19 protein-coding genes are annotated in these 25627 nt (G+C 68.3%); 4 read left to right on the top strand and 15 right to left on the bottom strand.

Annotated elements, in window-relative coordinates; genetic code table 11:
- Window positions 1-108 precede the first annotated feature (108 nt).
- The 3 genes from AC5P66_RS07135 to AC5P66_RS07125 are packed head-to-tail and all read left to right on the top strand — an operon-like array spanning window position 109 to window position 4001.
- The gene (locus AC5P66_RS07135) at window positions 109-1986 is read left to right on the top strand and encodes a DUF3413 domain-containing protein (RefSeq protein ID WP_262222746.1); all 1878 of its coding nucleotides are present in this window, start codon (window positions 109-111) and stop codon (window positions 1984-1986) included.
- A 19-nt stretch (window positions 1987-2005) separates the two neighbouring features.
- Window positions 2006-3151 (top strand): glycosyltransferase family 4 protein, encoded by a 1146-nt coding sequence (locus AC5P66_RS07130; RefSeq protein ID WP_049414700.1) that lies wholly within the window; start codon window positions 2006-2008, stop codon window positions 3149-3151.
- Entirely contained in the window at window positions 3144-4001 is an 858-nt protein-coding gene (locus AC5P66_RS07125) for a polysaccharide deacetylase family protein (RefSeq protein ID WP_111096894.1), read from the top strand. The genes AC5P66_RS07130 and AC5P66_RS07125 overlap by 8 nt, the downstream gene beginning before the upstream one ends.
- A gap of 80 nt (window positions 4002-4081) precedes the next feature.
- On the opposite strand, the gene glmM is transcribed toward AC5P66_RS07125, so the two are convergent.
- The 5 genes from glmM to trpB form a co-directional block, all read right to left on the bottom strand.
- The gene (glmM, locus tag AC5P66_RS07120) at window positions 4082-5443 is read right to left on the bottom strand and encodes a phosphoglucosamine mutase (RefSeq protein WP_049414697.1); all 1362 of its coding nucleotides are present in this window, start codon (window positions 5441-5443) and stop codon (window positions 4082-4084) included.
- Complete coding sequence (accD, locus tag AC5P66_RS07115; RefSeq protein ID WP_005417947.1) at window positions 5443-6318, bottom strand: acetyl-CoA carboxylase, carboxyltransferase subunit beta; 876 nt, start codon at window positions 6316-6318, stop codon at window positions 5443-5445. The genes glmM and accD overlap by 1 nt, the downstream gene beginning before the upstream one ends.
- Window positions 6319-6578: 260 nt before the next feature.
- Window positions 6579-7388 (bottom strand): tryptophan synthase subunit alpha, encoded by an 810-nt coding sequence (gene trpA / locus AC5P66_RS07110; RefSeq protein WP_099485943.1) that lies wholly within the window; start codon window positions 7386-7388, stop codon window positions 6579-6581.
- 1 nt (window position 7389) lies between these two features.
- A complete protein-coding gene (locus AC5P66_RS07105; RefSeq protein WP_049438795.1) occupies window positions 7390-8079 on the bottom strand; it encodes a hypothetical protein in 690 nt (229 codons plus the stop codon).
- The gene (trpB, locus tag AC5P66_RS07100; protein ID WP_049414706.1) at window positions 8076-9293 is read right to left on the bottom strand and encodes a tryptophan synthase subunit beta; all 1218 of its coding nucleotides are present in this window, start codon (window positions 9291-9293) and stop codon (window positions 8076-8078) included. Before trpB ends, AC5P66_RS07105 begins: the two co-directional genes overlap by 4 nt.
- Before the next feature lie 98 nt (window positions 9294-9391).
- On the opposite strand from trpB, the gene AC5P66_RS07095 reads away from it, so the two are divergent.
- The gene (locus AC5P66_RS07095; protein ID WP_049438793.1) at window positions 9392-10279 is read left to right on the top strand and encodes a LysR family transcriptional regulator; all 888 of its coding nucleotides are present in this window, start codon (window positions 9392-9394) and stop codon (window positions 10277-10279) included.
- A gap of 71 nt (window positions 10280-10350) precedes the next feature.
- Here AC5P66_RS07095 and AC5P66_RS07090 read toward each other — a convergent pair whose 3' ends face one another.
- The 10 genes from AC5P66_RS07090 to AC5P66_RS07045 all read right to left on the bottom strand — a co-directional run bounded on the left by AC5P66_RS07090 (window position 10351) and on the right by AC5P66_RS07045 (window position 25599).
- Entirely contained in the window at window positions 10351-11460 is a 1110-nt protein-coding gene (locus AC5P66_RS07090; RefSeq protein ID WP_111096892.1) for a toxic anion resistance protein, read from the bottom strand.
- 44 nt (window positions 11461-11504) lie between these two features.
- A complete protein-coding gene (locus AC5P66_RS07085) occupies window positions 11505-12200 on the bottom strand; it encodes a hypothetical protein (protein WP_239666985.1) in 696 nt (231 codons plus the stop codon).
- An 8-nt stretch (window positions 12201-12208) separates the two neighbouring features.
- Window positions 12209-17596: a DNA repair ATPase gene (locus AC5P66_RS07080; RefSeq protein WP_111096891.1), complete on the bottom strand. Its 5388-nt coding sequence runs from the start codon at window positions 17594-17596 to the stop codon at window positions 12209-12211.
- Window positions 17597-17681: 85 nt separating this feature from the next.
- A complete protein-coding gene (locus AC5P66_RS07075) occupies window positions 17682-19700 on the bottom strand; it encodes a flotillin family protein (RefSeq protein ID WP_049440817.1) in 2019 nt (672 codons plus the stop codon).
- Window positions 19700-20374: a DUF1449 family protein gene (locus AC5P66_RS07070; protein WP_049414716.1), complete on the bottom strand. Its 675-nt coding sequence runs from the start codon at window positions 20372-20374 to the stop codon at window positions 19700-19702. Before AC5P66_RS07070 ends, AC5P66_RS07075 begins: the two co-directional genes overlap by 1 nt.
- A 168-nt stretch (window positions 20375-20542) precedes the next feature.
- Window positions 20543-21199 (bottom strand): phosphoribosylanthranilate isomerase, encoded by a 657-nt coding sequence (locus AC5P66_RS07065; RefSeq protein WP_049414718.1) that lies wholly within the window; start codon window positions 21197-21199, stop codon window positions 20543-20545.
- Complete coding sequence (truA, locus tag AC5P66_RS07060; protein WP_049414719.1) at window positions 21196-21966, bottom strand: tRNA pseudouridine(38-40) synthase TruA; 771 nt, start codon at window positions 21964-21966, stop codon at window positions 21196-21198. Before truA ends, AC5P66_RS07065 begins: the two co-directional genes overlap by 4 nt.
- Before the next feature lie 33 nt (window positions 21967-21999).
- Window positions 22000-22362 (bottom strand): VOC family protein, encoded by a 363-nt coding sequence (locus tag AC5P66_RS07055; RefSeq protein ID WP_049414720.1) that lies wholly within the window; start codon window positions 22360-22362, stop codon window positions 22000-22002.
- Window positions 22363-22388: 26 nt separating this feature from the next.
- Entirely contained in the window at window positions 22389-24422 is a 2034-nt protein-coding gene (locus AC5P66_RS07050; RefSeq protein WP_111096890.1) for a FimV/HubP family polar landmark protein, read from the bottom strand.
- A gap of 148 nt (window positions 24423-24570) precedes the next feature.
- Entirely contained in the window at window positions 24571-25599 is a 1029-nt protein-coding gene (locus AC5P66_RS07045) for an aspartate-semialdehyde dehydrogenase (RefSeq protein ID WP_049414722.1), read from the bottom strand.
- Between the last annotated feature and the right edge of the window lie 28 nt (window positions 25600-25627).

Raw genomic sequence — 25627 nt, 5'->3', positions numbered from 1 at the left:
GCCACTCGATACGAAGAAACAAACCGATACAATGCGCGACCCGCGCGCGGATTAACGCTTCCGTCACGTTGGGCCCGACCCTTTGCCCGCTTCCTGAATCCGCCCCGCATGTCCGCAGCCGCCCCTGCCGCACCCGCCCTTGAAGGTTCCACCCGGCGTTGGCGCCGGCTGGCCTGGTGGTCGCTGTTCGTCGCCGGCAATGCGGCCCTGGCTGCGGCGATCGCACTGGGCAACGTGCCGCTACGGGACAATCCAGGCGGCAGCGCGGGCCTGGCCTACCTCGCGATCGCCCTGCCCGGCCACCTGCTCGCGTTCGGCGCGCTGGCCGGCCTGCTGCCGTTGCTGCTGGGGCTGTGGCCACGCACTGCCCGTACGCTGAGCATCAGCGCCGTTCTCCTGCAGGGCCTGTGGCTGTGCCTGCTGCTGGTCGACGCCAAGGTCTTCACCCTGTACCGCTTCCACCTCAACGCCATGGTCGTGAACATGGTGTTCGGCGGCGCCCTGCAGGACCAGGTCGCCCTGTCCTGGAAGACCTGGCTGCAGGTCGCGCTGCTGGTCGCCGCGGTCTTCGCCGCCGAAGGCCTGCTGGCCTGGGCGTGCTGGAAGCTGCTGCCGGCAGCGCCACGCCGGCGACGGGTGCTGCAGGCGTGGGCAGCGGTCGCGCTTCTGATGGCCGGCGGCCAGCTGGCCACCGCCTACTACGACGCCCGCGGCGACCGCGATGTGATCGTGCAGTGGAACTACCTGCCGTGGGCGCAACCGATCACCGCCAAGAGCTTCATGCGGCGCCTGGGCGTGGTCAGCCGGCAGCAGGCCGGCCTGCCCGACCCGCGCCATGCGCAGCTGCAGTACCCGCTGCACCCGCTGCGCTGCCAGAACCCGCATCGCCCCAATGTGCTGATGGTGGTGCTGGAATCGCTGCGCCAGGACGTGCTGACACCGCAGTTGATGCCCAACACGTCGACGCTGGCGCAGGACGCGCGTGTGTTCGATCACCACTTCAGCACCGGCAATGCCACCCGCTACGGCCTGTTCGGGCTGCTGTACGGCCTGCCCGGTGGTTACTGGCCAAGCATGCTCGACGAACAGCGTGGCTCGCAGCTGTTCCAGGTGCTGGGCCAGCAGGGCTACGACCTGCACCTGTACGGCAGTGCGCCGTTGTACAGCCCGGAATTCGATCGCACCGCATTCGCCGATGTGCGCGACCAGCTGCACCAGGGGCCATCGGCACTGAAGTCCGACGGCCGCGACCGCGCGATCATCAGCGCGTTGCAGCAGGACATCCGCGCCAGCCAGGCGGCGCAGCGCCCTTGGTTCGGCTTCGTGTTCCTCGACTCCACCCACGCGCCCTACCACATGCCCGACGGTTACCCGCCCGTGGCGACGCCGATGGCCGCGGACATCGACTTCCTCAAATTCGGCCCGGAGCATGACCCGACGCCGGAACTCAACCGCTACCGCACCGCCGTGCACTACGCAGACAGCCTGATCGGCTCGCTGCTGGACGACCTGCGCGCACAGGGCCTGGCCGAGGACACCATCGTGCTGGTCACCGGCGACCATGCCGAAGAGTTCAACGACCTCAAGCTGAACTATTGGGGCCACAACGGCAACTTCTCCGACTACCAGCTGCAGGTCCCGTTCGTGCTGCATTGGCCAGGCATGGCCGCTGGCCGCGACGCCCGCACCAGCTCGCACGAAGACTGGGTACCGACACTGATGCGCCATGCGCTGGGCTGCGAGAACGCGCTGAGCGATTTCAGCACCGGCCAGGACCTGCTGGCCGAACCGCAGGGCCCGCGTGCCCTGGTGGTCGAAAGCTGGTCGCAGCGCGCGATACGCCATGGCGACGCGATCTACGTGTTCGACAAATTCGGCAACGCCACGGCGCTGGACCGGCACTACCTCCCGCTGCCCCAGCAGGCCCCTGATGCGGCTGCCGTACGCACTGCATGGGAAGCGTTGACCCGCTTCCGCAACCGCTGACCTCAAGGATCGATCCCGCATGAACCGTCCGCTGCGCATCCTGCACACCGAAGCCGCCAAGGGAATGGGCGGACAGGAGATCTACATCTTCCGCCACATGCAGGTGATGCGCGCGCGTGGCCATGAGGTGGCGCTGCTGTGCCAGCCCGAAGCACGACTGGCCAAGCTGGCCCGCGACGACGGTTTCACCGTGCACACCCTGCGCATGGGGGGCCTGCTGCGCCTGCTGCGCGGCATCTGGTCGGTCTCGCGCCTGGTGCGTCGCGAGCGCTACGACGTGGTCAACACCACCAGCCGCCGCGACGCGTTGATCGCCGCCGCCGGCGCACGCCTGGGCGGAACACCGCTGGTTATACGCTCGCGCCACCTGATGAGCCCGGTCAACTCGCTGCTGACCTATACCGGCCTGCCGCACCGGGTGCTGACCGTCAGCAGCTTCGTCAAGCAGCTGCTGGCCGAGCGCGGCATTCCGGCCGAGCACATCGGCATCGTGCCGCCAGTGGCAGTCCCGCCGCGCTGGAGCGAGATCCGCAAGGCCGATCCCTGGCAATGCCTGCAGGAGGTGCGCGCGGAAGTGCGCGCCGAGCTCGGCTTCGGCGAACAGGACATCGTGGTCGGTTGCGTGGCGGTGCTGCGCGAACCCAAGGGCCATGCCGACCTCCTGCAGGCGATGGTGCCGCTGTGCAGGACGCATCCGAACCTGCACCTGGTGGTGATCGGCGATGGCCAGCCGGTCATGGATCGGCTGCAGGCGCTGCGCGACGAGCACGGGCTGCAGCAACAGGTGCATCTGCTGGGCTACCGCGATGGCGCCTGCCGGCTGATGGCCGGCTTCGACGTCTTCGCGCTGGCTTCGCACAAGGAAGCGGCCGGTACCGTGTTCCTGGAGGCCGCCTATGTCGGAGTGCCGATCGTGGCCACGCGCGTGGGTGGCGTGCCGGAGATGGTGGTCGATGGCAGCAATGCCATCCTCACCCGATTGGGCGACAATGCAGCCCTGACAGGCGCACTGCGCCTGCTGGTGGAAGATCCGGAACGGCGACGGCAGATGGGCCGCGCCGGGTGGGACTGGATGCACGGCGCGCACCGGTTCACCCCCGATGGCCACGGTGAGACCACCGAACACTACTACCGCCAGTGGCTGAAGGAGCTGGGACATGGCTGATGCCCGAACCGTACCGGTGCTCATGCACCACCACGTCAGTCCGTCGCCGGGCATGATCACCGTGTCACCGGAGAATTTCGAAAGCCAGATCGCTTGGTTGGCCGGCAACGGCTGGACTTCGCTGACACTGGACCAGTACGCCGGCTTCCTGGCCGGCAGGCCGGTGCCGCGCAAGTCGATCGTGATCACCTTCGACGATGGCTACCTGGACAACTGGGTGTATGCGCACCCGATCCTGCAGAAGTACGGCATGCACGCAGTGGTGTTCGTGGTCACCGGCTGGATGGGCGAAGGCCCGGAGCGGCCCCATGCGGGGCTTGCCGGGGCAGTGCTGCCTGCCACGCCGGACCACCGCGGCTGCGAAGCGGCGATCTACGAGCAGAACCGCAGCGACGACGTGATGATGCGCTGGAGCGAAGCGCGCGCGGCCATCGCCGCCGGCACCTTCGAAGTGCATTGCCACACCCATACCCACACCCGCTGGCTGCGCCGCGACGACCTGGACCGCGCACAGCGCCGTGCCGGCCTGAGCCACGATCTGGCAGTCTCGCGCGAAGTCCTGCGGGACAAGCTCGGCGAGGTGTCCGATACGCTGTGCTGGCCGTACGGCGATTTCGACCAGGACCACATCGAGGTGGCACGCGAGCACGGCTTCCGCTACCTGCACACCACCCACCCGTTCGGCCGTAACGTGGTCGGCGGCGATCCGGAACGCATCTACCGCTTCGCGATCCGCAACCGCCCGGCCAGCTGGTTGCGCAAGCGCATCGCACAAAGCTACAACCCGCTGATCGCGCCGCTGTTCAATGGCTTCAAGGCGCGGCAGAAGAAAATGATGCCGGGGCCGTGAGCCTCGCGCAGCCCTGCCGCCTGAACGAAAAACGCCCCGGCTTTACGGGGCGTTCTTGTTTGGGCGCATGCACAGCTGCCTCAGGCGGCGGCTTCACGTACCGCCGCGGACAGGCGGTCCAGCGTGTCCTGCATCAGCGATGCATCATCGGCCTCGACCGTGACACGCACCACCGGCTCGGTACCGGACGGGCGCAGGAATGCACGGCCACGGCCTGCCACTGACTGCTGCGCGACGGCCAGCGCGGCCTGCACGCTGTCGGCCTGCACCGTTGCCTTGGCCGAGACATTGCCCAGCCGCACGTTGACCGTCTTCTGCGGCACCCGCACCAGTCCCTTCAATGCCTGGCGCAGGGTCTGCCCGCTGTTGCGCAACGCCACCAGCACCTGCAGCGCACTGACGATGCCGTCACCGGTGGTGGCCCGATCCAGGCACAGCAGGTGGCCGGAGGCTTCGCCGCCGAGCACCCCACCGCCTTCGATCAACGCCTGGTGCACATAGCGATCACCGACGTTGCTGCGCACGAAAGGAATCTGCAGATCGGCGAAGGCCTTCTCCACGCCGTAGTTGCTCATCAGCGTGCCGACCACCGGGCCGCGCAGGCGGCCTTCGGCTTTCCATGCTCGGGCCAGGATGTACAGCAGATCATCGCCGTCGACCGGGTTGCCCTGGTCGTCGGCCATCAGCACGCGGTCGCCGTCGCCGTCGAAGGCAATGCCGAGATCGGCGCGGGTTTCGCGGACCTTGGCCGCGAGATTGTCGATATGGGTGGAGCCCACGCCGGCGTTGATGTTGACGCCGTTGGGCTCGGCGCCAATGCCGATCACCTCGGCACCCAGCTCGCGGAACAGCAGCGGTGCGATCTGGTAGGTGGCGCCGTGCGCGCAGTCCAGCACCAGGCGTACGCCACGCAGGTCGAACGCGCGCGGCACGCTGGCCTTGCAGAACTCGATGTAGCGGCCGACCGCCTCGCGGCCACGCGACGCCTTGCCCAGCTTCTCCGATTCGACGGTGGTGAACGGAACGTCCAGCGCCGCTTCGAGGGCGAGCTCGGTGGCATCGTCGAGCTTCTCGCCCTGGGCGGAGAAGAACTTGATGCCGTTGTCGTAGTGCGGGTTGTGCGAGGCACTGATGACGATGCCGGCATCCACGCCCAGCGTACGGGTCAGGAACGCCACCGCCGGAGTCGGCATCGGCCCCAGCAGCTGCACGTCGGCACCGGCGGCCACCAGGCCGGCTTCCAGTGCCGCCTCGAACATGTAGCCGGAAATGCGGGTGTCCTTGCCGATCACCACGATCGGCCGGCGCCCGTCCTGGCCGCGCTGGGCGACCAGGACACGGCCCAGGGCGTTGCCCAGGCGCAGCACGAAGTCGGCCGAGATCACGCCCTGGCCGACCCGGCCACGGATGCCATCAGTACCGAAGTACTTGCGGCCTCCCATCAAGCCACCTCCGGCGCCGGCTGACGGCCCAGCATCGCCAGCAGGTCGGACAGGCGGTCGCGCAGCTCGCGGCGGTCGCAGATCTGGTCGATGGCACCATGTTCGAGCAGGAACTCCGAGCGCTGGAAGCCTTCCGGCAGTTTCTCGCGCACGGTCTGCTCGATCACGCGCGGGCCGGCGAAGCCGATCAGCGCCTGCGGTTCGGCGATGTTGATGTCGCCCAGCATCGCAAAGGAGGCCGAGACACCACCGGTGGTCGGATGGGTCAGCACCGAGATGTACGGCAGCCCGGCTTCACGCAGCTTGCCCAGCGCGGCCGAGGTCTTGGCCATCTGCATCAGCGAGAACAGGCCTTCCTGCATGCGGGCGCCACCGCTCTGCGAGAAGCACACGTAGGGCGCACCGATCTCGACCGCGGTTTCTGCGGCCAGTGCGAAACGCTCGCCGACCACCGAGCCCATCGAGCCGCCCATGAAGGCGAAGTCGAAGGACGATGCCACCAGCGCACGGCCCTTGAGCAGGCCGCGCATGGCGATCAGCGCGTCGTACTCGCCGGTGTTCTTCTGCGCGATCTTGATGCGCTCGCTGTACTTCTTCTGGTCCTTGAACTTGAGCAGGTCGGTCGGCCCCAGGCGCGCACCGATCTCGGTGGTGCTGTCAGCGTCGAACAGGGCGGCCAGGCGCGCACGCGCGCGGATCGCCATGTGATGGCCGCACTTCGGGCAGACTTCCAGGTTCTCTTCCAGTTCCGGACGGTACAACGCGCTGCCGCAGTTGCTGCACTTTTCCCACAGGCCCTCGGGGACACTGCGCTTCTTGCTGGGGGTGTTGTCGGTGCGGATGCCGGACGGCATCAACTTGCTGAGCCAACTCATGCGGGAGGACACTTCCGTTCAGGGCGGCCCGGGGGCCGCAAAGGCGGACAGTCTAGCTCCGCTTTCCCCGCCCGTGCACCCCCTTGCCAGCCGCGGGGCAGCCGGAAAAAACCATGCTGGGACGTACGTTTAGGTGCTGGGCGGTGCCGGCCGCCGGCCGGCAGCCCTTGCGTGCAGACCAATGGGTAGTGCCGGCCGCTGGCCGGCAGCCCTTGCACGCGAACCCTCGGGAGGATGCCGGCCAGCGGCCGGCACTACCGTTACGCGTCCAGCGCCTGCCGCAGCGGGGCGAGGAAGGCCCGGGCGTGCTGCGCGGCCTCTTCCGCCGAGCCCGCTTCAGCCAGCGCCGCCACCAGCGCGCTGCCCACCACCACGCCGTCGGCCTGGCGGGCCATGGCCGCGGCACTGGCAGCATCCTTGATGCCGAAGCCCGCCACCACCGGCACCGACGCGCGCGCGCGCAACGCCTGCAGGCGGGTACTGGCGGCATCGCTGTCCAGGCGCTCGGACGCGCCGGTGACACCGGCAAAGCTGACGTAATAAAGGTAGCCACGGGCCAGGGCCAGCAGCTTGTCGGCACGCGCCTGGCTGGTGGTCGGCGACGCCAGCAGGACCAGCGCAAGGCCGGCTGCGTCGAACGCCTGCTGGGCGTCGCCCGCTTCTTCCGGCGGCAGGTCGACCAGCAGCACGCCGTCCACGCCGGCATCGACGGCGGCCTTGGCGAAGGCCGCGTAGCCATGGATCTCCACCGGGTTGAGGTAGCCCATCAGCACCACGGGGGTCTGCGCATCGCGCTCGCGGAACTGCGCCACGGCCTGCAGCACGTAGCGGCTGCCGGCTCCCCGCGCCAGCGCGCGTTCGGAACTGCGCTGGATGGTCGGGCCATCGGCCATCGGATCGGAGAACGGCACGCCCAGTTCGATCACGTCGGCGCCGGCCTCGACCAGCGCGTGCATGACCGGTACGGTGGCCTCCAGCGAGGGATCACCTGCGGTGATGAAGGGAATCAGCGCCTTGCGCTGCTGTTCGCGCAGGCGCTGGAAGCAGGCATCGAGTCGGGATACGGACATGTCAGGTACATCCTTCGATCAGGTCAACGGCGCCGCTGGCGCCCCAGTACATTCGGGAGATGGTGCCGTCGACGATCTCCACGCGGATCGCCAGGTCGGAACCGGGGTCCTGCCAGAGCAGGCTCTCGCCGGCCTCCGCATCATCGCCATAGGGTTGCGTGGAAACGCCCTTGGGCAACTGCTGGAGTGCCTGCGCGCGTGGCATGCCCAGATGAAGGCCGAACGGCCCCGGCTGCAGCACCACCTGGCCGGAATCGTCAATGGGGGCCAGGTCGAAGCGCACCACGTCGCCGTCCTGCACCATCATCGCCACGCCCTCGGGCAGCGTGCCGCGCTCGTAGTACTCACAACGCCCAGCGGTCGACTCGCCCAGCCCGGCCGAGTGCCACTGCGCCTCGCCCTGCAGTTCGCTGAAGGGCTGGCCGATCAGCACCTCACCGGCATGGTCCAGGGCCACCGACACCACCGCCCGGGCCGCCTGGTCCTCGCCGCCATCGCCTGCCGTGGACATCGCCGCGTCCTCGATCGGGCGATGTGCGGCCTCATCGTCGTTGCTGGCCGGTTCGCGTGCCGGGGCGATCGCCGCAGGGGTGGCAGGGGCCGGGGCAAGCACCGGTGGATCGGGCGGCGTGCAGCCGCCCATGCCGATCACCAGCACCAGCGCCCCGCCGTGGCGCAGCACGTGATTCACAGCACAAGCCCTTCGCGCGCGGCGATGGTGTGCACGTCCTTGTCGCCACGACCGGACAGGTTGCACAGCACGATCTGGTCACGCGGACGCTCACGCGCCAGCTTGATCGCCTGTGCCAGTGCGTGGCTGGACTCCAGTGCCGGCAGGATGCCCTCGGTATGCGCCAGCAGGTGGAAGGCCTGCAGCGCTTCTTCATCGGTGATGCCGAGGTAGCGCGCACGGCCGGTATCGGCCAGGAAAGCATGCTCCGGGCCGACGCCCGGATAGTCCAGGCCGGCCGACACCGAGTGGGTCTCGATGATCTGGCCGTCGTCGTCGCACAGCACATAGGTGCGGTTGCCGTGCAGCACGCCCGGCCGACCGGCGGCGATCGATGCGGCGTGGCGGCCGGTACCGATGCCGTCGCCGGCGGCTTCGGCGCCGACGATCTCGACCTGGCGATCGTTGAGGAAGGCGTGGAACAGGCCGATGGCGTTGCTGCCGCCGCCGACGCACGCGGTGATCGCATCGGGCAGGCGGCCGTACTCGGCCAGCATCTGCTCGCGCGCCTCGCGGCCAACGATGGCATTGAAGTCACGGACCATGCGCGGATACGGATCCGGGCCGGCCACGGTGCCGATGATGTAGAAGGTGTCCTGCACGTTGGTCACCCAGTCGCGCATCGCTTCGTTGAGCGCGTCCTTCAGGGTGGCCGAGCCGGAGGTGACCGGCACCACCGTCGCGCCAAGCAGCTTCATGCGGTAGACGTTGATCTTCTGCCGCTCGATATCGGTGGCGCCCATGTACACCACGCATTCCAGGCCCAGGCGGGCGGCAACGGTGGCACTGGCAACGCCGTGCTGGCCGGCACCGGTCTCGGCGATGATGCGCGTCTTGCCCATCCGCGCGGCCAGCAGCGCCTGGCCGATGGTGTTGTTGATCTTGTGCGCGCCGGTGTGGTTCAGGTCTTCGCGCTTGAGCAGGATCTGCGCGCCGCCGACGTGGTCGCTCAGGCGCTGGGCGTGGTAGATCGGGCTCGGCCGGCCCACGTAATGGGCCAGGTCGCGGTCGTAGGCCGCCTGGAATGCCGGATCCTGACGGGCCTGGTCATAGGCCTGGGCCAGTTCCTGCAGCGGACCGACCAGGGTTTCGGCGACGAAGCTGCCGCCGTAGCGGCCGAAATGGCCCTGGGCATCCGGGAAGGCGTGGTAGTCGGCAATGGGGGAGGCAGACATGGAAGCGACCGCTGGTATCGAGACAGGTGGATACTCTAGCGCACGGGTCTTGACCGTAAAATGGATATTATCTGGCGCATATCGTCAGGAAATCTCACATGAGCCGCTCCCTGCTGCCACCGCTCAATGCGCTGCGTGCGTTCGAGGCCACCGCCCGTCTCGGCGGCGTTGGCCGCGCCGCACACGACCTGCATGTCACCCATGGTGCGGTCAGCCGGCAGCTGAAGCTGCTGGAAGACCATCTCGGCCTGGCGCTGTTCCAGCGTGCCGGTCGCGGCCTGCGCCTGACCGCTGCGGGCACGCGGCTGCAGGCAGCGTGCAGCGAGGCCTTCGGCGGCATCGAAGACTGCGTGCGCGAACTGCGACGGCCGGCGGCGGCCCCGGCGCTGGTGCTGGGCTGCAGCGGCAGCGTACTGGCGCGCTGGATGATTCCGCGCCTGCCTGCGCTGCAGGCCGCCCTGCCCGGCGTGCGCCTGCAGTGGTCAGCGCTGGATGGCAGCTTCACCGAGGCACAGGCGGCCCTGGATGCGGTGCTGCTGCTGGCGCAGGGGCCGTGGCCCCGGGGCTGGCAGGTGCGTGAGCTGGCGCCGGAACGGGTCGGCGTGGTGGTGGCGCCCTCGCATCCGGCGGCGCAGCGGCTGCGGCATGTACCGCCCTCGGCGCTGCTGCAGGAGACGCTGCTGCACACCAGTTCACGGCCGCAGGCGTGGCCGGCGTGGGCGCAGGCGCACGCTCTGGACCCCGCGAAGCTGCAGCTGGGCACGGCCTTCGAGCATCTGTATTACCTGCTGGAGGCAGCGGTAGCCGGGCTGGGCCCGGCGATCGCACCCGAGCCACTGGTGGCCGAGGACCTGGCCGCCGGGCGACTGGTCGCGCCGTGGGGGTTTGCCGCCACCGGTGGTTTCTGGGTGCTGGCGCGACCGGACGGACCAACGGATGCGCGCGTGGATGCGCTCGCCGACTGGCTGGGCCAGCAACTCCGCTGACAACAAAAAGGGGACGGAGGGAATTAAGTCGCAAGTGGCACAAACGACTTAATTCCCTCCGTCCCCTTTTTTCAGCTGGCGGTCGGTGTGGCCAGGCGCTGTTGCAGGTCTTCGCGCAGGCGCGACAGCTCGACTTCGGCCTGCTGCCGCTGCTGCATCCCTTCGCGATGGATGCTGCGCACTTCTTCCACCGTGGCGATCAGCTGGTCGTGCACATGGCGCAGCGTGGCCACGTCGATCACGCCGCGCTGGTTGCTGCGCGCGGTATCCACCGAGGCCTGGCGCAGCAGGTCGGCATTGCGGCGCATCAGTTCGTTGGTGGCATCATCGATGGCCGTGGACAGTTCGACCGCAGCCTTCTGTTCGCCCAGCGACAGCTGGATGGCGAACTGGCGCTTCCACGACGGAATGGTGATGTCGCGGACGGTGTTGAACTTCTCGATCAGCTGCAGCGCGTTGGCCTGGATCAGGCGGATCATCGGCAGCGACTGATCGGCGGCGTGCTGCATCAGCTGCAGGTCCGACACGCGCTTCTCGATCAACCGGATCGCATTGTCGATCTCGCCCTGGCGGATGCGCTGCTGGGGGTCCTCGCTGCCCTGCCCGGCCAGCTGTTCGGCCTGCAGTTCGGCCAGCCGCTGCTTGCCCGCTGCCGCATACAGGCCGAGCGCACGACGTTCTTCGCGGACGATGTCGTGCATGCGGTCGAACTCGCCCACGCGCTTGCCCATCAACGCCTCCTGCACGCCGACGTCGGCCAGCAGCTGTTCGATCTGCGCGTTGGTGTCGCTGAACTTCTGCACCAGCTCGCCCTTGGAGGCCCGCATGCGGTCGATCAGGCCACCGATCACCGGCACCTTCGAACGCTGGGCGAAGCCATCCAGCTTCAGGCTGCGCGCGATGCGCACCACCTCGCCCAGCTTCTCGCCACTGGCATCCAGGTCACGATTGCGGACCTGGTCCAGCAACTGGCTGGAGAACGCGGCGGTGCGCGTGGCCGCCTCGCGGCCGAACACCTGCAGGTTGCCCGGGCGCAGATCGTCCAGTTCCAGACGGATCTCGGCGATGCGCGGCAGATCCTCGCGGACCAGTCCCAGCGCCTGAAGCGCACCTTCATCGAGCGCAGTGGCGGTGGTCGTGCCGGGTACGAGGGCAGCGGGGGTCTGGCTGTCCTGGGTCATCGGGCAGTCTCCTTGCAGTTGGGTAAGCGGCAGCGGCGGCCGGCTCAAGGCAGTCTAGCCTGAGCCGCGGCCACCTCGTCATCGATCTGTGCGTGCAACGTGGCAGCCTTGCCAGCCAACGCAGCGCCCGCAGCGGCCTGGCCCGCCAGTGCAGCCTGCCGCCAGGCCGGCAGCAGCACGTCATGGATGCGCGCGAAGCGTTGCAGCAGCATGTTGTCCTGGTCCTGCAGCAGCTGCCATTGGCCGGCTTCCAGGCGGCGCAGCGAGGCCAGCCGGCGAAGATGGTCCAGCCGATGCGACAGCGCGGCCTGGCCGGCGATATCCAGCGTCGCCAGCCGCGACGCAGCCAGTTCGGCCCAGCCGTCCAGCGCCGCGGCCGCCGCGGAATGCTCAACGATGGCCAAGGCCCGCAGCTGCATGTGCTGCTGCAGGTGCTGGGCCTGCTCACGCGCCTGCAGGGCCAGTACGCCCAGCTGCGACTGCAGCGCGTGCCCCTCTGCTTCGCGAGCGACATCGCGCCCCAGCAGCCGCCCCCACCAGCCTTCCTGTTGCCGGATCTGCGCCGGATTGCCGGCCTGCAGGGCCAGCGCGATGCGTGCCAGCGCGGCGACCAGGCGCTCGCCCGCACCCGGTGGCAACGGCGTCTCGCGCCGCGCCAGCGCCTGCAGCAACGGCGCACCGTAGTCGGCCAGCGCGGCGACATCGACCGTATCCGGCAGCATCGGTGGCGGCAGGGGCACGCGCGTGGTCACGGCAGCGGCGGCGGCTTCGGCGTGGATGCCGGCATGCCATCGCCGTCTTCCGGTGGCAATGACTCGCCATAGAAGTGGCGCATCAGCGCCTCATCCAGCGCCCGCTCCTCCGGCGTGGCGGCGCGGCGCGCGCGCGCACGCTGCGCCACCACAGCGCTCGGCGTGCCCCGTTCGACCTGCTGTCGCGCCCAGCCGGCGAACGCGGCCAGGGTCTGCGACACCTGCACCTGCTGCGCCTGCGATGCCGCCAGCAGCTCCACCAGTGGCGCCAGGCCCGCCTGCAGGTCTTCGGCCAGGGCCGTGGACGGCACGCTGGGGGCTGCCGCGACCGGCGCCGGCGCAGCGGCGGGACGCGCCTCTGAAAGGCGATCCAGGGCCTCCAGCAGCGCCGGCCACGGCGCCGGGTCCGCAACGGCGATCGCTTCCGGCGCGGGCGGTGGCAGCTGCAGCGCGGTGGCGATATCGGCCAGCTGCGCCACCACGCGCCCGCCGACATCGCTGTCGTCGGCCCCCATGGCCTTGTTGCGCAGGAAGTCGCGCTTGATCTGTGCCCAGCGCTGCGCCTGCGTGTCATCCAGTACGCCGCGCAGTTCGGCCAGCTTCAACAGGTTCTCTTCGGCGCCGGTGGTCAACAGCTGCGCCTCGCCCAGGTAGTGGTCGGAGATCAACTGCTGCAGTTCGTCCTCGTTCATCACCGGGGAGATCTTCTCGGCCAGCTTGTTCATGTTGCGGTAGCTGCCCTGCAGGCGGAACGGCGGCTCGGTGCGGTAGCGGTCGTCCTGTGCGGCACTGGCGATGTACTGCTGGTTGACCCGGTAGACCACGTCGCGCACACGCAGCATGCGCTGCAGGGTGGCGGTGATCTCGTTGATCTCCGCGCTGCTGTAGGCGTGGCTGAGGCCGTTGGTCGAGACCTCCTTGCCCATCGCGCGGTCGACCAGTACATACAGGTCGGCCATGTCGCGAGTGGCCAGCGGCGCCAGCACCGGATTGGAGGTCAGGCTGTTCTCGATGTAGCTGAGGGTGAAGGCAGCCTCCATGCCACCGAGCACGTCACCGAGGTTGTAGATGTCGGCACGGTTGGCCAGCATGTCCGGAATCTTGAACACCTCGCCGGACTCGGTGTACGGGTTGCCGGCCATCACCACGCAGAACTTCTTGCCGCGCATGTCGTAGGTGCGCGTGCGACCGCGCCACACACCCTCGATACGGCGGGTGCCGTCGCACAGCGAGATGAACTTCTGCAGGAACTCGGGATGGGTGTGCTGGATGTCGTCCACATACAGCATGGTGTTGTTGCCCATTTCCAGCGCCAGGTTGAGCTTCTCCAGCTCCTGCCGCGAGGTCGCGTCCGGTGCCTGGGCCGGGTCCAGCGAGCGCACCTCATGACCCAGCGCCGGGCCGTTGATCTTCATGAAGACCAGGCCCAGGCGGTGCGCCACGTATTCCATCAGCGTGGTCTTGCCATAGCCCGGGGGCGAAATCATCATCAGCAGGCCCATCAGGTCGCTGCGTTTGTTCTCGCCGACCGTGCCCATCTGCTTGGCCAGGTTGTCACCGATCACGCCCAGGTAGACATCGTTGATCAGCTTGTTGCGCACGAAAGACGACAACGGCCGCGCCTTGAATTCGGAAAGGCGCAGGGTCTCGCGCTCGCGACCGATGATGCTCTGGCGCAGCGCCTGGTAAGCATGGAATGCCGGCACGAAATGGCGCAGGTGCTGCTGCAGGCGCGCGAGGAAGTCATCCAGCGACACCACCAACGTGCCATTGCTGATGCGCGCGTGTTCGCCCAGCAGGCCACTGACCTCCGCCTGCAGTGCGGCATCGCGGGTACGGGTGCGCAACTGGCGCTGCACCAGCAGCAACGCGGCGGCTTCGTCGACATAGCCGGCATGCTGGGCATGCGCCGGCATCCGCGCCACTGCGCGCAGCCACTGCCCAGCCAATGACCAACGCGTAGCCAGTGGATCCTGGCCACGTTGCAGGGCACGCTCGACCGCCTCACGCTGCCCCGCCTGTTCCAGCTGCTGGGCCAATGCCTCCAGCAGCGCCACCGCGTGGCGGCTGCTGCCGAACACCGGATCGCCTGCCGCCAGTTCTTCGCCCAGATAGGCGGCTGCAGCCTCCGCGGCATCGGCGTCGAACGGCAACGCGTGGGATTGCGCATACGCCAGCAGCGCCTCGGCCATTTCTGTGCGCAACGCCAGACGCCCTTCGTCGGACCCAAGCAGGCGTGCCAGCGCCTCGGCGCCCACCTGCCGCGCCGGCCATTGCGCCACCGCCTCGCGGCGCTGCTCGCCTGCCCAGAACAACAACGCCAGCGCACGTGTCCGTGGTGCATGGCGCAGGCTGCCAGCGGCTTGCTGCAAGGGCAGCAACGCACGCAGGATCAGCGCGGCATCATGGTCATGGATGCCACGCTCATAGCCTTCGCGATAGCGCGGCGCGGCAAACGCACGCACGCGCTGATCCAGTGCTTCCGGGTTGGCGACGTCGTGCTGCAGTGCAGCCAGATCGAGGCCATCGCGCCCCTCCTGCGCGGCCAGCAGCAGGCTGCCGGCCAGATACTCGCCGCGGTACAGCGTGGGCGATTCCGAGTCGAGGGTGACCGGCCAGAACGGCTTGAGTGCGTCCAGCTCCGGATCGTGCAAGGTCTCCAGGAAGTCGGTGCCGGTCAGATGAATGGCCAACGCATCGCCACGCGGCAACAGGGTCAGGTCCAGTGCCTGCGTATTGACGCTGAAGCGATGGCGCGGGCCGAGCCGCACCACGTTGCCGCCGGCTTCGTACAGGTCACTGCGGTCGCGCAGCTGGCGCACCGCCTGGTCACGCACGCCCTTCAGCCGCGCCTCGATGTCGTCGGCCTTGACGTTGTCGTGCAGCGTGCGCAGGCGCTCGGCCAGCTCACGCAGCTTGAGGATCAGCGGATCACCGGCAAAGAACGCGTTGAGCTCATCGGCGGTGGCGAAGCGCTCGGTGCGCCTGGCCAGGCCGTCGAGGATCCGATTGGCCGCGTCCAGCACCGAACGTGCCTTGCGCTGGCGGTCATCCAGCAACGCCTGCTTGTGCGTTTCGAAGGCCTCGACCAGCTCTTCGCGCTTGCTCAGGATGTCGCCGAGGAACTGCTCGTGTTCGCCGAACTGGCTCTCCAGTTCCTCCAGCTGCACCAGCAGGCGCGACAACTGCTCGTCGGCACGTTCGGGGTCTGTGGACAGCGCCAGCGCGCTGGTGATCGACTGCGAGAACAGCGCGAACTGGGCGGCGAACTGCGCCACGGCCTCGGCCGAACCGAGTGACCTGCGGCGCTGGTCAGCACGCGCGCGGGCCTGGTTGAGGCGACCGTACAGCACCGAGATCGACTCGACCACGCGGGTGCGCGCAGTGGCATCGTCCACCTTCAGGCCGGCCATCAGCTCGGACAGCATGTCCAGGTCGGACGCCATGCCACGCAGGCCTTCCAACTGCTCGTCCAGCTGGCGCGCCGTCTGTGCCTGCTGCGCGGCATCATCCAGCGCCTGCAGGCGCGTGGCCAGCGGCGCCAGCGCTTCCTCGCCGGCGAGGAAGTCACCGGTGGCGGCGCCAACACGGTCCTGTGCCTCCACCAGTTCGACGGTCATCGCCTCGATGCGCGCGGTGTCGACGTAGCGCAGCTCGCGGAGGGTCAGCAGCCGCCCGCGCAATGCGGTGATCGCGTTGAGGGCCTCGACGAAGGCCTGCACCTCGCTCCAGTTCTGCGGTTGCAGCCGGCCCAGCAGTGCCTTGTGCGCGGCCTCGGCCTCCACCATCGCCTGCGCCGATTGCTGACGGATCGACTGCACCTTCTCGTATTCGTCCAGCACCGATTCGCCGGTCGCACTGATCTGCCGCAGCAGCGCCTCGGCGCCATCGCAGGCCGCATCACCCAGCCAGTGGTGCGCATCGAACAGGCGCCGCGTATCAGCCACCAGGCGCTGGTAGCGCTGTACCGACACGTCCTGGCCATCGATCTCGCGCGCCAGGTTGAACAGGTTGGAGATGCCGCGCACCAGCTCGGCGTTGCCGATGCGGCCCATGAACGTGTTGCCGGGCGGCCGATTGGCGGCGAACTCGTCACTGCTGAACGGCGTTTGCCAGACCTGCATCGGATGGATGCGGGTCGGTTCGCTGCCCTCGGCATGGAACAGCACCATGCGCCCGTCCTGCATCAAGGCGTAGCCATGGCCGAACACCGGGTTCTGCAGCACGCGCTGGATGGTGTTGTAGACGAACAGCGCCGAGCGCCCGCCTTCGCGCTCGTAGAAGATGTACAGCACGTCCTCGCCGTTTGGCGAACGGATGCTGCGCTTGAACTGCATGCCGGCCATCGAGGCATCAAATGCCTTGTGCTCGCCGCCCTGCAGGTAATAGCCACCCGGGAAGATCACGCCATGGTCTTCGGGCAGCTGCACGCAGGCCTGCACGATCGCATCATTGCGCACGATGCCGCCGGTCAGCGTGTTGTAGATCAGGCCGCGCCACTCTGTCTCGCGGTACGGCAGCACCTTCAGCAATACCAGCGAGCCGACCCGGGCGAACTCGAACTGGGCGTCGTCCAGCGACTGCGTGCTGTCCTCCACGGGTTCGCTGTAGATGCCCTGTCCGGTTTCGGTGTTGTTTTCGACCTTGATGGTGAGGTCGCCGCCGGTGGTCTCAACGAACAGGGTGTCGAGGATGTTCAGATGCGAATGGCGGCCGTTGACCGCCAGGTCGCGGGTCGCCCGGGTCCATTCGAAGTCGAACGGCGGCGGCAGTGCGATATCGCGCTCACCGCGCGCATCCAGGTAGGTCAGCTCGCCCTCGCGCGACAGCGCCCAGCGGAACACGCGCACGTCGCTGCTGCGCTCGCCGATCTGGAACGAGGCCAGCAGCTTGTCGCCGACCACGATCAGCTGCAGCAGGCGCGCGTGCTTGTAGTAGGCATACAGCTCGTTGAAATCGTGCACGAAGCCGGGCTGGTCGAGGAAGCTGCCCTTCAGTTCCAGCGCAGCGACGTCGTAGCCGTCGCTGCCCTGCACCAGCCGGTACAGACCGAACACATCCTCGATGCGGGTCTGGGTCTTCAACCCGATGAACACGTTGTAGCCGAACAGCAGGCGGTCCGGGCCCACCTGCACGATGTCACGGCCGACGCAGTTGTTGTCGCTGCGGATGCGGAAGCGCCCGACCACCTCCAGGCGGCTGTCGCCGAACTCGGCCAGGCGCTGGCGGTTGAGCGTTTCGGCCAGGCCCTGCAGGCGCTGGCCCTGCTCGGCCAGGCGGCGGCGCAGGACTTCGTAGGCGCCGCCCTGGGCGACAGCCTGGTCGACGGTGCTGCCGCCGGCCTCCGGTGCGGTGGATTCGGCGGACGGATGGGTTTCAGACATCAGCAGGTTTCCGGCTCACGGGCGGACGGCCGCGGTTGCGGCCGGCGCGGGCGGGCGATGGCCGCGGCGGCCATCGCCCGATGCATCAACGGGCGCTGTCGACCACGGTCGCCGACACGGTCGGTACCGCGTCGGCATCCTCGGCGATCTGGCGCGGTGCCGGTTCGGCCACGGCCACGCCCAGGTAGCGCTGCATCAGCTCCTGCACGATCGGGCTCTTGCCGGCGAAGCCTTCGATCGACTTGCCCAGCGACACCGCCTTGACCAGGTTCTCGAACATGCCGCCGTCGCCACCGACCAGGTCGATATCGGCGTTGCGCAGCGCGCTGGCGATGACATTGGCGTTCTCGCGCGAGACCTCCTTGCCGGCTTCGATCGAGGCCAGCGCCTGCTTCAGGCTGTTGTCCAGCATCATGCGGAACTCTTCATGGCCACGTGCCTGGTCACTCAGCGAGGCGATGGCTTCGAACTTGCGCACCAGGCCCTCGGCCTCGGCCAGCAGCTTCTTCTGCACCACCCCGGCTTCGGCATTGCCCAGCGACTCGGTGGCGCTGGCACGGGCCAGGCCCATCTTTTCCTCACCCTGCGCCTGCGCCTGCAGGGTCTCGGCCAGCACGCGGGCTTCGTTGCTGCCCTGCTTCAGGCTGGCTTCGGCCTTGGCTTCGATCACGCGGGCCTCGGCGATGCCGACCTTCTCGATGGCCAGCGCCGAGGCTTCACGCACCTGCGCTTCGGCCAGGCCCGGCGCTGCCTGTTCGGCGCGCAGCGCGTCGGCCAACAGGCGCTTGGCTTCGGCCTGCTTGCCGGCCGCTTCGTGCTCGGCCTGGGCCAGCGTGGTCAGTTCCACCGCGCGATGCTTTGAAGCGGTTTCGCGCGCTTGCGCTTCCTTGACTTCGCGCACCAGCGCTTCCTGCGCCTTGGCCTCGGCTTCCAGGATCAGCACCTGCTTCTGGCGGTCGGCCTCGGAGACTTCGCGCACTTCCTTGATGCGCTCCTCTTCCTGCGCCACGGTCTTGTCGATGGAGATGCGTTCACGGGTGATGTTGGCCACGTCCATCTTGCCCTGCTCGACCACCTTGTCACGCTCCACGCCCTGCAGCTGCACTTCACGATCGGTGGTGACCTGCTCCAGCTGGCGTGCGCGCTCCACGCGCTCGGCCTCGATGGCGACGGCACGCTGGCGGTTCTGCTCGGCCACTTCCACTTCGCGCAGGCGGTTCTGGTCGCGGATCTCGATCAGCTGCTGCGCTTCGATGCGGGCGTTCTCGGACAACTGGCGCTGCTCCTCCTGCACCTTGGCGGTCTCGGCCTCCTCGCGTGCGCGGATGGTCTCGATCTCGCGCTTCTGCCGTGCTTCGGCTTCGGCCTGCTGGCGTTCCAGGGCCAGCAGCGCCTCGCGCGCTTCCACGTTCTTCTTGGTGATGGCGAGCTTCTCGTTCTGCTCCAGCTCGTTGGTCACCACGTTCTGCGCGGCGGTCAATTCGGTGATCTTGCGGATGCCCTGCGCATCGAGAATGTTGAACTGGTCCAGCAGCGATTTCGGGGTCTGCTCCAGATAGTCGATCGCCACGTCCTCGAGAACGTAGCCGTTCAGATCATTGCCGATCACCGCGATGATCTCGTCGCGGAACTCCTGGCGCTTCTCGAACAGTTCGGTGAAGTCGAACTTCTTGCCGACCGTCTTCAGCGCTTCGGAGAACTTGGCGTTGAACAGCTCGTCGACGGCATGCTTGTCCGATGCACGGTCGGCACCGATGGCCTTGGCCACGCGCAGCACATCGGCCTGGGTCTCGTTGACCCGCAGGTAGAACGCCACTGCGATATCGGCACGCATGTTGTCGCGGCAGATCAGGCCTTCCTTGCCGCGGCGGTCGATCTGCAGCGTGATCAGGCTGATCCGCATCAGCTCGGCGCGGTACAGCACCGGGATGATCAGCGCACCGGTGAAGTGCACCTTGGGCGTGGAGCTCATGTCGTTGACGATCAGGGCCACGCCCTGGTCGACCTTGCGGTAGAAGGCCTTGAACAGGCCGGCCAGGCCGAGCAGTGCGACCAGCAGCACGGCTACGCCGATCAGGAAGGGGGCCATGGTTGCCAACGTCATCAGTGATTCTCCTTGTTGCCCGGAAGCAGGTTGTCCTGGAAGTCGAGGGCGACCGCGTCGGCGCGGACCACCCGGTAATGGTGTTGATCAGCCACGTGTTCGATCAGCACGATGCGCTCGCCACGCTGCAGTTCGATCTCGCTGCGCACCTGCAGCACCAGTCCGGCGCCGCCATCGTCGAAGGTGGCGTGACCGCTGCGGGCATCCACCTTCGGCGAGGCAACCACGCCGGTACGCCCCAGCAGCGAGGCCTGCGCCACCGGGCGCAGGCGCAGCAGGAACCTGCGGACGGGGCGCAGCAGCAGTGCGGTGAACGGCACCGCCGGCAACGGTGCCAGAAGGGCCACGACCGCACCGATCGCCCAGCGCAGCAGGTCCGGCAGCGGCAACAGCACGAACAGATGGACGAAATAGGTAACGATCCAGGCGAAGAAGCCCAGCAGCGTCACCACAAGCATGAGGGGAACCCCACCCAGGCCCCAGCGCGCCAGCAGCGCGGACAGTCCCTGCAGATCATGTGGGTCGCCATGCAGCGCCCCATCGGCGCCGGCATCGCCAAACCCGTCGTCGACCAGGCCGAAGGCCGCCAGTGCCCAATACAGCACCGCCACCGCCAGCACGATGCTGTACGGCAGGGTCGGGAAACCGAACACGACGGTGAGGAACTCCTGCATCGCTTGCCTTCCTGGGCTGTGGGCGGCGGCCGCCCGTTCGGGACGCGCCGGACGCGCCCCGTCGATCCCCGCGCCGGCCCTCATGGCAGGCGCGCTTGGGTCCATCCTATGTGAAGAATGCGTGCAGGCTCAAATCCAGGTCCAAATCACGGCAGATAGTGACGCCAATCACTCCAGAACCGCGCAATCGGCACGACGCACTTCTTCGACAAAGGTGCGCATCCTGTAGCCATCCTTGATGCCCGGCTCCAGTTCGATGCCGCTGGAGACATCCACGCCCCACGGCAGGGTGGCCAGCACGGCGTCGTAGACGTTTTCCGGATTCAGGCCACCGGCCAGCAGGAACGGCCGGTGCAGGCCGGTCGGAATGCGGCCCCAGTCGAAGGCCACGCCGGTACCGCCGCCGCCGCCCGGGGCATGGCTGTCGAACAGGAAGCCGGCGGCGCTGGGATAGCGCAGCTGCAGGGTGCGGGCGTTGATTTCTTCACGCCCCCCCATCGCGATCGCCTTCAGGTAGGGCATGTTGAAGCTGCGGCAGAAGCTCTCGTCTTCCTCCCCGTGGAACTGCAGCAGGGTCGGCCGTACCGTGCGCAGCACCTCGCGCACTTCTTCCTTGCTGTTGTTGCGGAACAGCGCCACTACGTCGACCATCGGCGCGATCGCCTGGCGCATCGCGCGCGCCTCGGCCGGGGCAACCCGGCGGCTGCTTTCGCGGGCAAAGATGAAGCCCACCGCGTCCACGCCCAGTTCACCGGCCAGGCGGACGTCGCCGGCCCGAGTCATGCCACAGAACTTGATGCGTGTGCGGTAGTAGGAGCGGCTCATAGCGTGACCTCGGCGGGCAGGTGCCAGTTGTCGGGGTACAGGGGCCCAAGGAACACCAGGCCCTGCGGCGGTGCGGTGGGACCGGCTACGGTGCGATCGCGCCCGGCCAGCAGTTCGGCGATCCATTCCACCGGCTTCTCGCCACTGCCCACCAGGATCAGCGATCCGACGATATTGCGGACCATGTGATGAAGGAATGCATTGCCCTGCACGGCGACCTCGATCACCTCGCCCTGGCGGCTGACCTGCAGTGACTGCAGCTCACGCCGGGCGTGCAGCGCCTGGCACTGCACCGAACGGAACGCGCTGAAGTCGTTCTCGCCGAGCAGGGCCTGGCCGGCGGCGTGCATCAGGGTCTCGTCCAGTGCGCGGCGCTCCCAGCTCAAGGTCTGCCGGTCCAGCGCGGGCCGCACTTCGCGGTTGAGCAGGCGGTAGCGGTAGCGGCGTGCGCGCGCGGAGAAACGCGCGTGGAAATCCTCGGCCACCGGCACGCACCAGCGCACTGCGATCGAGCGCGGCAGGCGGGTGGTAGTGCCCAGCATCCAGGCGCGCGGATCGCGCACCACGTCGGTATCGAAATGCACGACCTGGCACTGGCCGTGCACGCCGGCATCGGTGCGGCCGGCACAGACCACCTGCAGCGGCGAATCGGCCACCGACGACAGGGCCTGCTCAAGGCTGGCCTGCACGCTGGGGCCGCCCTCGCCGAGGTTCTGCCAGCCCCTGAAATCGCTGCCGTCGTACTCGACGCCAAGCGCGTAACGCATGTGCTACCTCAGATGTTGCGGGAGGGGCGGCGCTCAGGCCGGATCGCGCTCGGACCAGACCGCCAGTTCGTTGCCACCGGGCTCGACGAACTGGAAACGGCTGCCGCCGGGGAAGGAAAACACCGGCCGCACGATCTCACCGCCAGCGTCAAGCACCGCCGCTTCGATCGGTGCCAGCTGGTCAGCGTACAGCACCAGCAGCGGCGCACCGGCATCGCTGGCACGCAGCGGCTGGCCGCGGAAGAAGCCGCCCTGCAGGCGGCCGTCGTCGAACGCGGTGTAGTCGCTGCCATAGTCGACGAACGACCAGCCGAACGCCTTCTCGAAGAAGGCGCGGCTGGCTGCAGGATCCGTGGAAGCGAATTCAACGTAGTCGATGCGGCGCTCGCGGCTCATGGCGGGATCCTTGTCGGCAGGGTCGATCACGGCAGGCGGGCCAGCAGTTCGCGGGCCTGGGCCTGGCAGTGCAGGTCCCCGCCCTCGGCCACTTCCTGCAGCAACGTCCGCGCGGTCTGGGCATCGCCCAGGTCGAGGTAGGCGATGGCCAGCTCAAGGCGCTCCTGCCCGGCGCGCGGCGCCCAGCCGGCATCGCTGGCCGGTGCCGCAGTACCGTCTTCATGCGCCGCGGCGGCCAGCGCGTCGTGCGGCGCCGCGCCTGAAGCCTCGCCGTCATGGTGCTCGGCCGGCAGGTCGAACACGCCGCGGAACTGCGGCTGCTGTTCGGCGTGCAGCGCGTAGTCCGGTACTGCCACCTCACCAGGGGCCGCCTGCGCGAGCGGCTCATCCTGCACGGCGGCGGCCGGCGCGGGATCCTCCTGCGTGGTCACCGGCTCGTCCCAGCGCGGCAGGTCGGTCACTGCCTCGGGCAGCTCCACCACTTCGTCATCGCGCAGCGTCTGCGCCTGCCAGTCAGCCTGGGCGGCGACGTCGGCGACCGGTTCGGCAACCACGTCATCCTGCCCCCCGGTTTCGCTCGCCCAAGCCGGCATCGCCGGCTCCTGGCGGCCCGCTTCGGGCACCACCGACGACCACGAGGACTGCTCGGCCAGCGTATCCAGCGCCGCGCCCGCCGGTACCGCAGCGGCCAGGCCGGCGGCATCGTCTTCTTCCCGCAGCGGCGGCAGCGGCGACGGCTTGCGACGACGCAGCAGCCAGGCTGCACCGGCCGCCAGCAGCAGCACCGGCAGCCCCAGCCAGTACCACGGCGTTGCCGCATCGCGGGTATCCGGTGCCTGCGCCAGGCGCTGCTGCGCGGCGGCCAGGTCGTTATCCTTCATCGCGATCAGCGACTGCTGCTGTTCCTTGAGTTTTTCCAGGTCGGCCACGCGCTGCTTCAGCTCGCCAATCTCGGCATCGCGGGTCGCGATGTCCTCGCGTGCCTGGCGCAGTTGTTCATTGCCCAGCATGTCACCCTCGCTGCCGGCTCCAGTGCCGGTGGTTGTGCCCGCGCGCGCGGCGTCGGAAGCCAGTGCCGGGGCGATTTCAAGTCGTGCCCCATTGGCCGCGGCCGGGGAAGAAGCGTTCGTGGTTGCCGCCGCGGCCGCCGGGGCGACGGTACCCGCCGGTTGCGGCACGGTGCGCGCCTGCCGCCACTGCGCGGCGTGCTCGCGCACCAGCGCTGCGGCCTCGGCGGCATCGACCGCCGCCAGTGCATCGCTGTCGGGCATGCGCAGTACGGCGCCTTGCTTGAGCAGGTTGACGTTGCCGCGGATGAAGGCCTCGGGGTTGGCCCGCAGCAGGGCGATCATCGCGCGGTCGCGGCTGACCTGGTTGCCGCGGGCCACCGCGCTGGCGATCTGCGACAGGGTCTGCCCACGCTGGACGATGACGCTGCCATCGGCTGCCTGCGCGGCAGCGGGTGCAGCCCCTGCACGCGGGCGAGCCGATGCAGGTGCCGGCGCTGCCGCAGCGGACGGCGCAGGTGTGCTTGCGCTCTCCGCAGCGGCCGGTGCAGGTGCCGGTGCAGCGTCACGGACGATGGTGTTGGAGAGGGTACCAGCCGGCGCGACGATTTCCGGTTCGGCCACCGCCAGTGCGCTGGAGGGCGCATCAACCAGTGCCGAGTATTCGCGCACCAGGCGGCCCTGGCCCCAGTCGGCCTCGATCAGGAAGCTCAGCGACGGGGTTTCGACCGGCGTCTGGGAGGTCACCCGCACCACCGCCCTGCCCTGCGCATTGCGGGTCAGTTCGAACTGCAGCTCGCTGACCAGCCCGGCCGGCCGCTGCAGGCCGACGCGTTCGAAGGTGACCGCAGAGGCCAGCGCGACGCGCAGGTTCTCCAGTTCGGACGGATCGGCCGAGACTACCGGGATTTCGGCCAGCAGGGGCTGGCCCGGCTTGGACAGGACACGGATGTCACCCAAGCCCAGGGCAAGCGCCGAACTGCTGGCCAGGGCCAGCAGCGCGGTGGAAAGATAGAGGAGCGGGCGCTTTGCGCCCCTGGCCCGTTTATTCATGGGCGACACTATAAAGCGTGCGGACCGGGGTCCGCACCCACCGAGGGGGGACCTTCGGTAGTGCCGGCCACTGGCCGGCAGACACGCACGCCCCCATCACGGCAATGCCGGCCAACGGCCGGCACTACCGGTGAGGCAACCGCTGTGATCAGCGCTGTTCGGCGGCGACCAGCTCGGCCAGCTGCACGGCGTTCAGGGCAGCGCCCTTGCGCACGTTGTCCGACACGATCCACAGGTTCAGGCCACGCGGGTGCGACAGGTCCTCGCGGATACGGCCGACATACACCGCATCGGTCCCCGAAGCATGGGTAACCGGAGTCGGATAACCACCGGCCTCGTGACGATCCACCACTTCGATGCCCGGCGACTGCTCCAGCAGCGCGCGCGCTTCAGCGACGGTGACCTTGTCGCGCGTCTCGATCGCCACCGACTCGGAGTGGCCGTAGAACACCGGCACGCGCACCGCGGTCGGGTTCACCAGGATGCTGTCGTCACCCAGGATCTTGCGGGTTTCCCAGATCAGCTTCATCTCTTCCTTGGTGAAGCCATTGTCCTGGAAGTCATCGATGTGCGGGATCAGGTTGAAGGCGATCTGCACCGGGAAGCGCTGCGGATCGATCTCCTGGAAGCTGAGCAGCTGGCCGGTCTGCTTGCCCAGTTCCTCCATCGCCGAGCGGCCACCGCCGGACACCGACTGGTAGGTGGACACATTGATGCGTTCGATACCGTACTTGCGGTGCAGCGGCGCCAGCGCCACCAGCATCTGCATGGTCGAGCAGTTCGGGTTGGCGATGATGCCGCGCGGACGGTTGGCGACCTGCTCCGGGTTGACCTCGGACACCACCAGCGGCACGTCATCGTCGTAACGGAAGGCCGAGGAGTTGTCGATCACCACCGCACCGGCGGCGGCGAACTTCGGTGCGTATTCCTTGGACACGCTGCCGCCAGCCGAGAACAGCGCGATCTCGACACCGGTCGGATCGAAGGTGGCCAGGTCCTGGACCTTGATCTTCTGGCCGTTGAATTCGATCTCGCCGCCGGCCGAACGCTCGGAGGCGAGGACGCTCAGGGTGCCGACCGGGAAATCACGCTCGGCCAGGATCGACAACATGGTCTCGCCAACGGCGCCGGTGGCACCGACGACGGCGACGTGGAAACTGCGCTGTGCATTGCTCATGGGGAACTCTCACGAAAACGGGAATGGG

It is taken from the genome of Stenotrophomonas sp. YJH_SMC_122, from assembly GCF_059369535.1.
Note: the sequence above shows the minus strand (reverse complement) of the source record. Positions and strands in the feature narration are given on the sequence as shown.

Coding starts and splice junctions, on each gene's coding strand:
- trpA (WP_099485943.1), bottom strand. CDS start 7,388: ATGTCCGTATCCCGACTCGATGCCTGCTTCCAGCGCCTGCGCGAACAG.
- AC5P66_RS07075 (WP_049440817.1), bottom strand. CDS start 19,700: ATGACGTTGGCAACCATGGCCCCCTTCCTGATCGGCGTAGCCGTGCTG.
- AC5P66_RS07045 (WP_049414722.1), bottom strand. CDS start 25,599: ATGAGCAATGCACAGCGCAGTTTCCACGTCGCCGTCGTCGGTGCCACC.
- AC5P66_RS07080 (WP_111096891.1), bottom strand. CDS start 17,596: ATGTCTGAAACCCATCCGTCCGCCGAATCCACCGCACCGGAGGCCGGC.
- truA (WP_049414719.1), bottom strand. CDS start 21,966: ATGCGTTACGCGCTTGGCGTCGAGTACGACGGCAGCGATTTCAGGGGC.
- AC5P66_RS07130 (WP_049414700.1), top strand. CDS start 2,006: ATGAACCGTCCGCTGCGCATCCTGCACACCGAAGCCGCCAAGGGAATG.
- AC5P66_RS07090 (WP_111096892.1), bottom strand. CDS start 11,460: ATGACCCAGGACAGCCAGACCCCCGCTGCCCTCGTACCCGGCACGACC.
- glmM (WP_049414697.1), bottom strand. CDS start 5,443: ATGGGAGGCCGCAAGTACTTCGGTACTGATGGCATCCGTGGCCGGGTC.
- AC5P66_RS07125 (WP_111096894.1), top strand. CDS start 3,144: ATGGCTGATGCCCGAACCGTACCGGTGCTCATGCACCACCACGTCAGT.
- AC5P66_RS07050 (WP_111096890.1), bottom strand. CDS start 24,422: ATGAATAAACGGGCCAGGGGCGCAAAGCGCCCGCTCCTCTATCTTTCC.
- accD (WP_005417947.1), bottom strand. CDS start 6,318: ATGAGTTGGCTCAGCAAGTTGATGCCGTCCGGCATCCGCACCGACAAC.
- AC5P66_RS07095 (WP_049438793.1), top strand. CDS start 9,392: ATGAGCCGCTCCCTGCTGCCACCGCTCAATGCGCTGCGTGCGTTCGAG.
- trpB (WP_049414706.1), bottom strand. CDS start 9,293: ATGTCTGCCTCCCCCATTGCCGACTACCACGCCTTCCCGGATGCCCAG.
- AC5P66_RS07065 (WP_049414718.1), bottom strand. CDS start 21,199: ATGAGCCGCTCCTACTACCGCACACGCATCAAGTTCTGTGGCATGACT.
- AC5P66_RS07070 (WP_049414716.1), bottom strand. CDS start 20,374: ATGCAGGAGTTCCTCACCGTCGTGTTCGGTTTCCCGACCCTGCCGTAC.
- AC5P66_RS07135 (WP_262222746.1), top strand. CDS start 109: ATGTCCGCAGCCGCCCCTGCCGCACCCGCCCTTGAAGGTTCCACCCGG.
- AC5P66_RS07055 (WP_049414720.1), bottom strand. CDS start 22,362: ATGAGCCGCGAGCGCCGCATCGACTACGTTGAATTCGCTTCCACGGAT.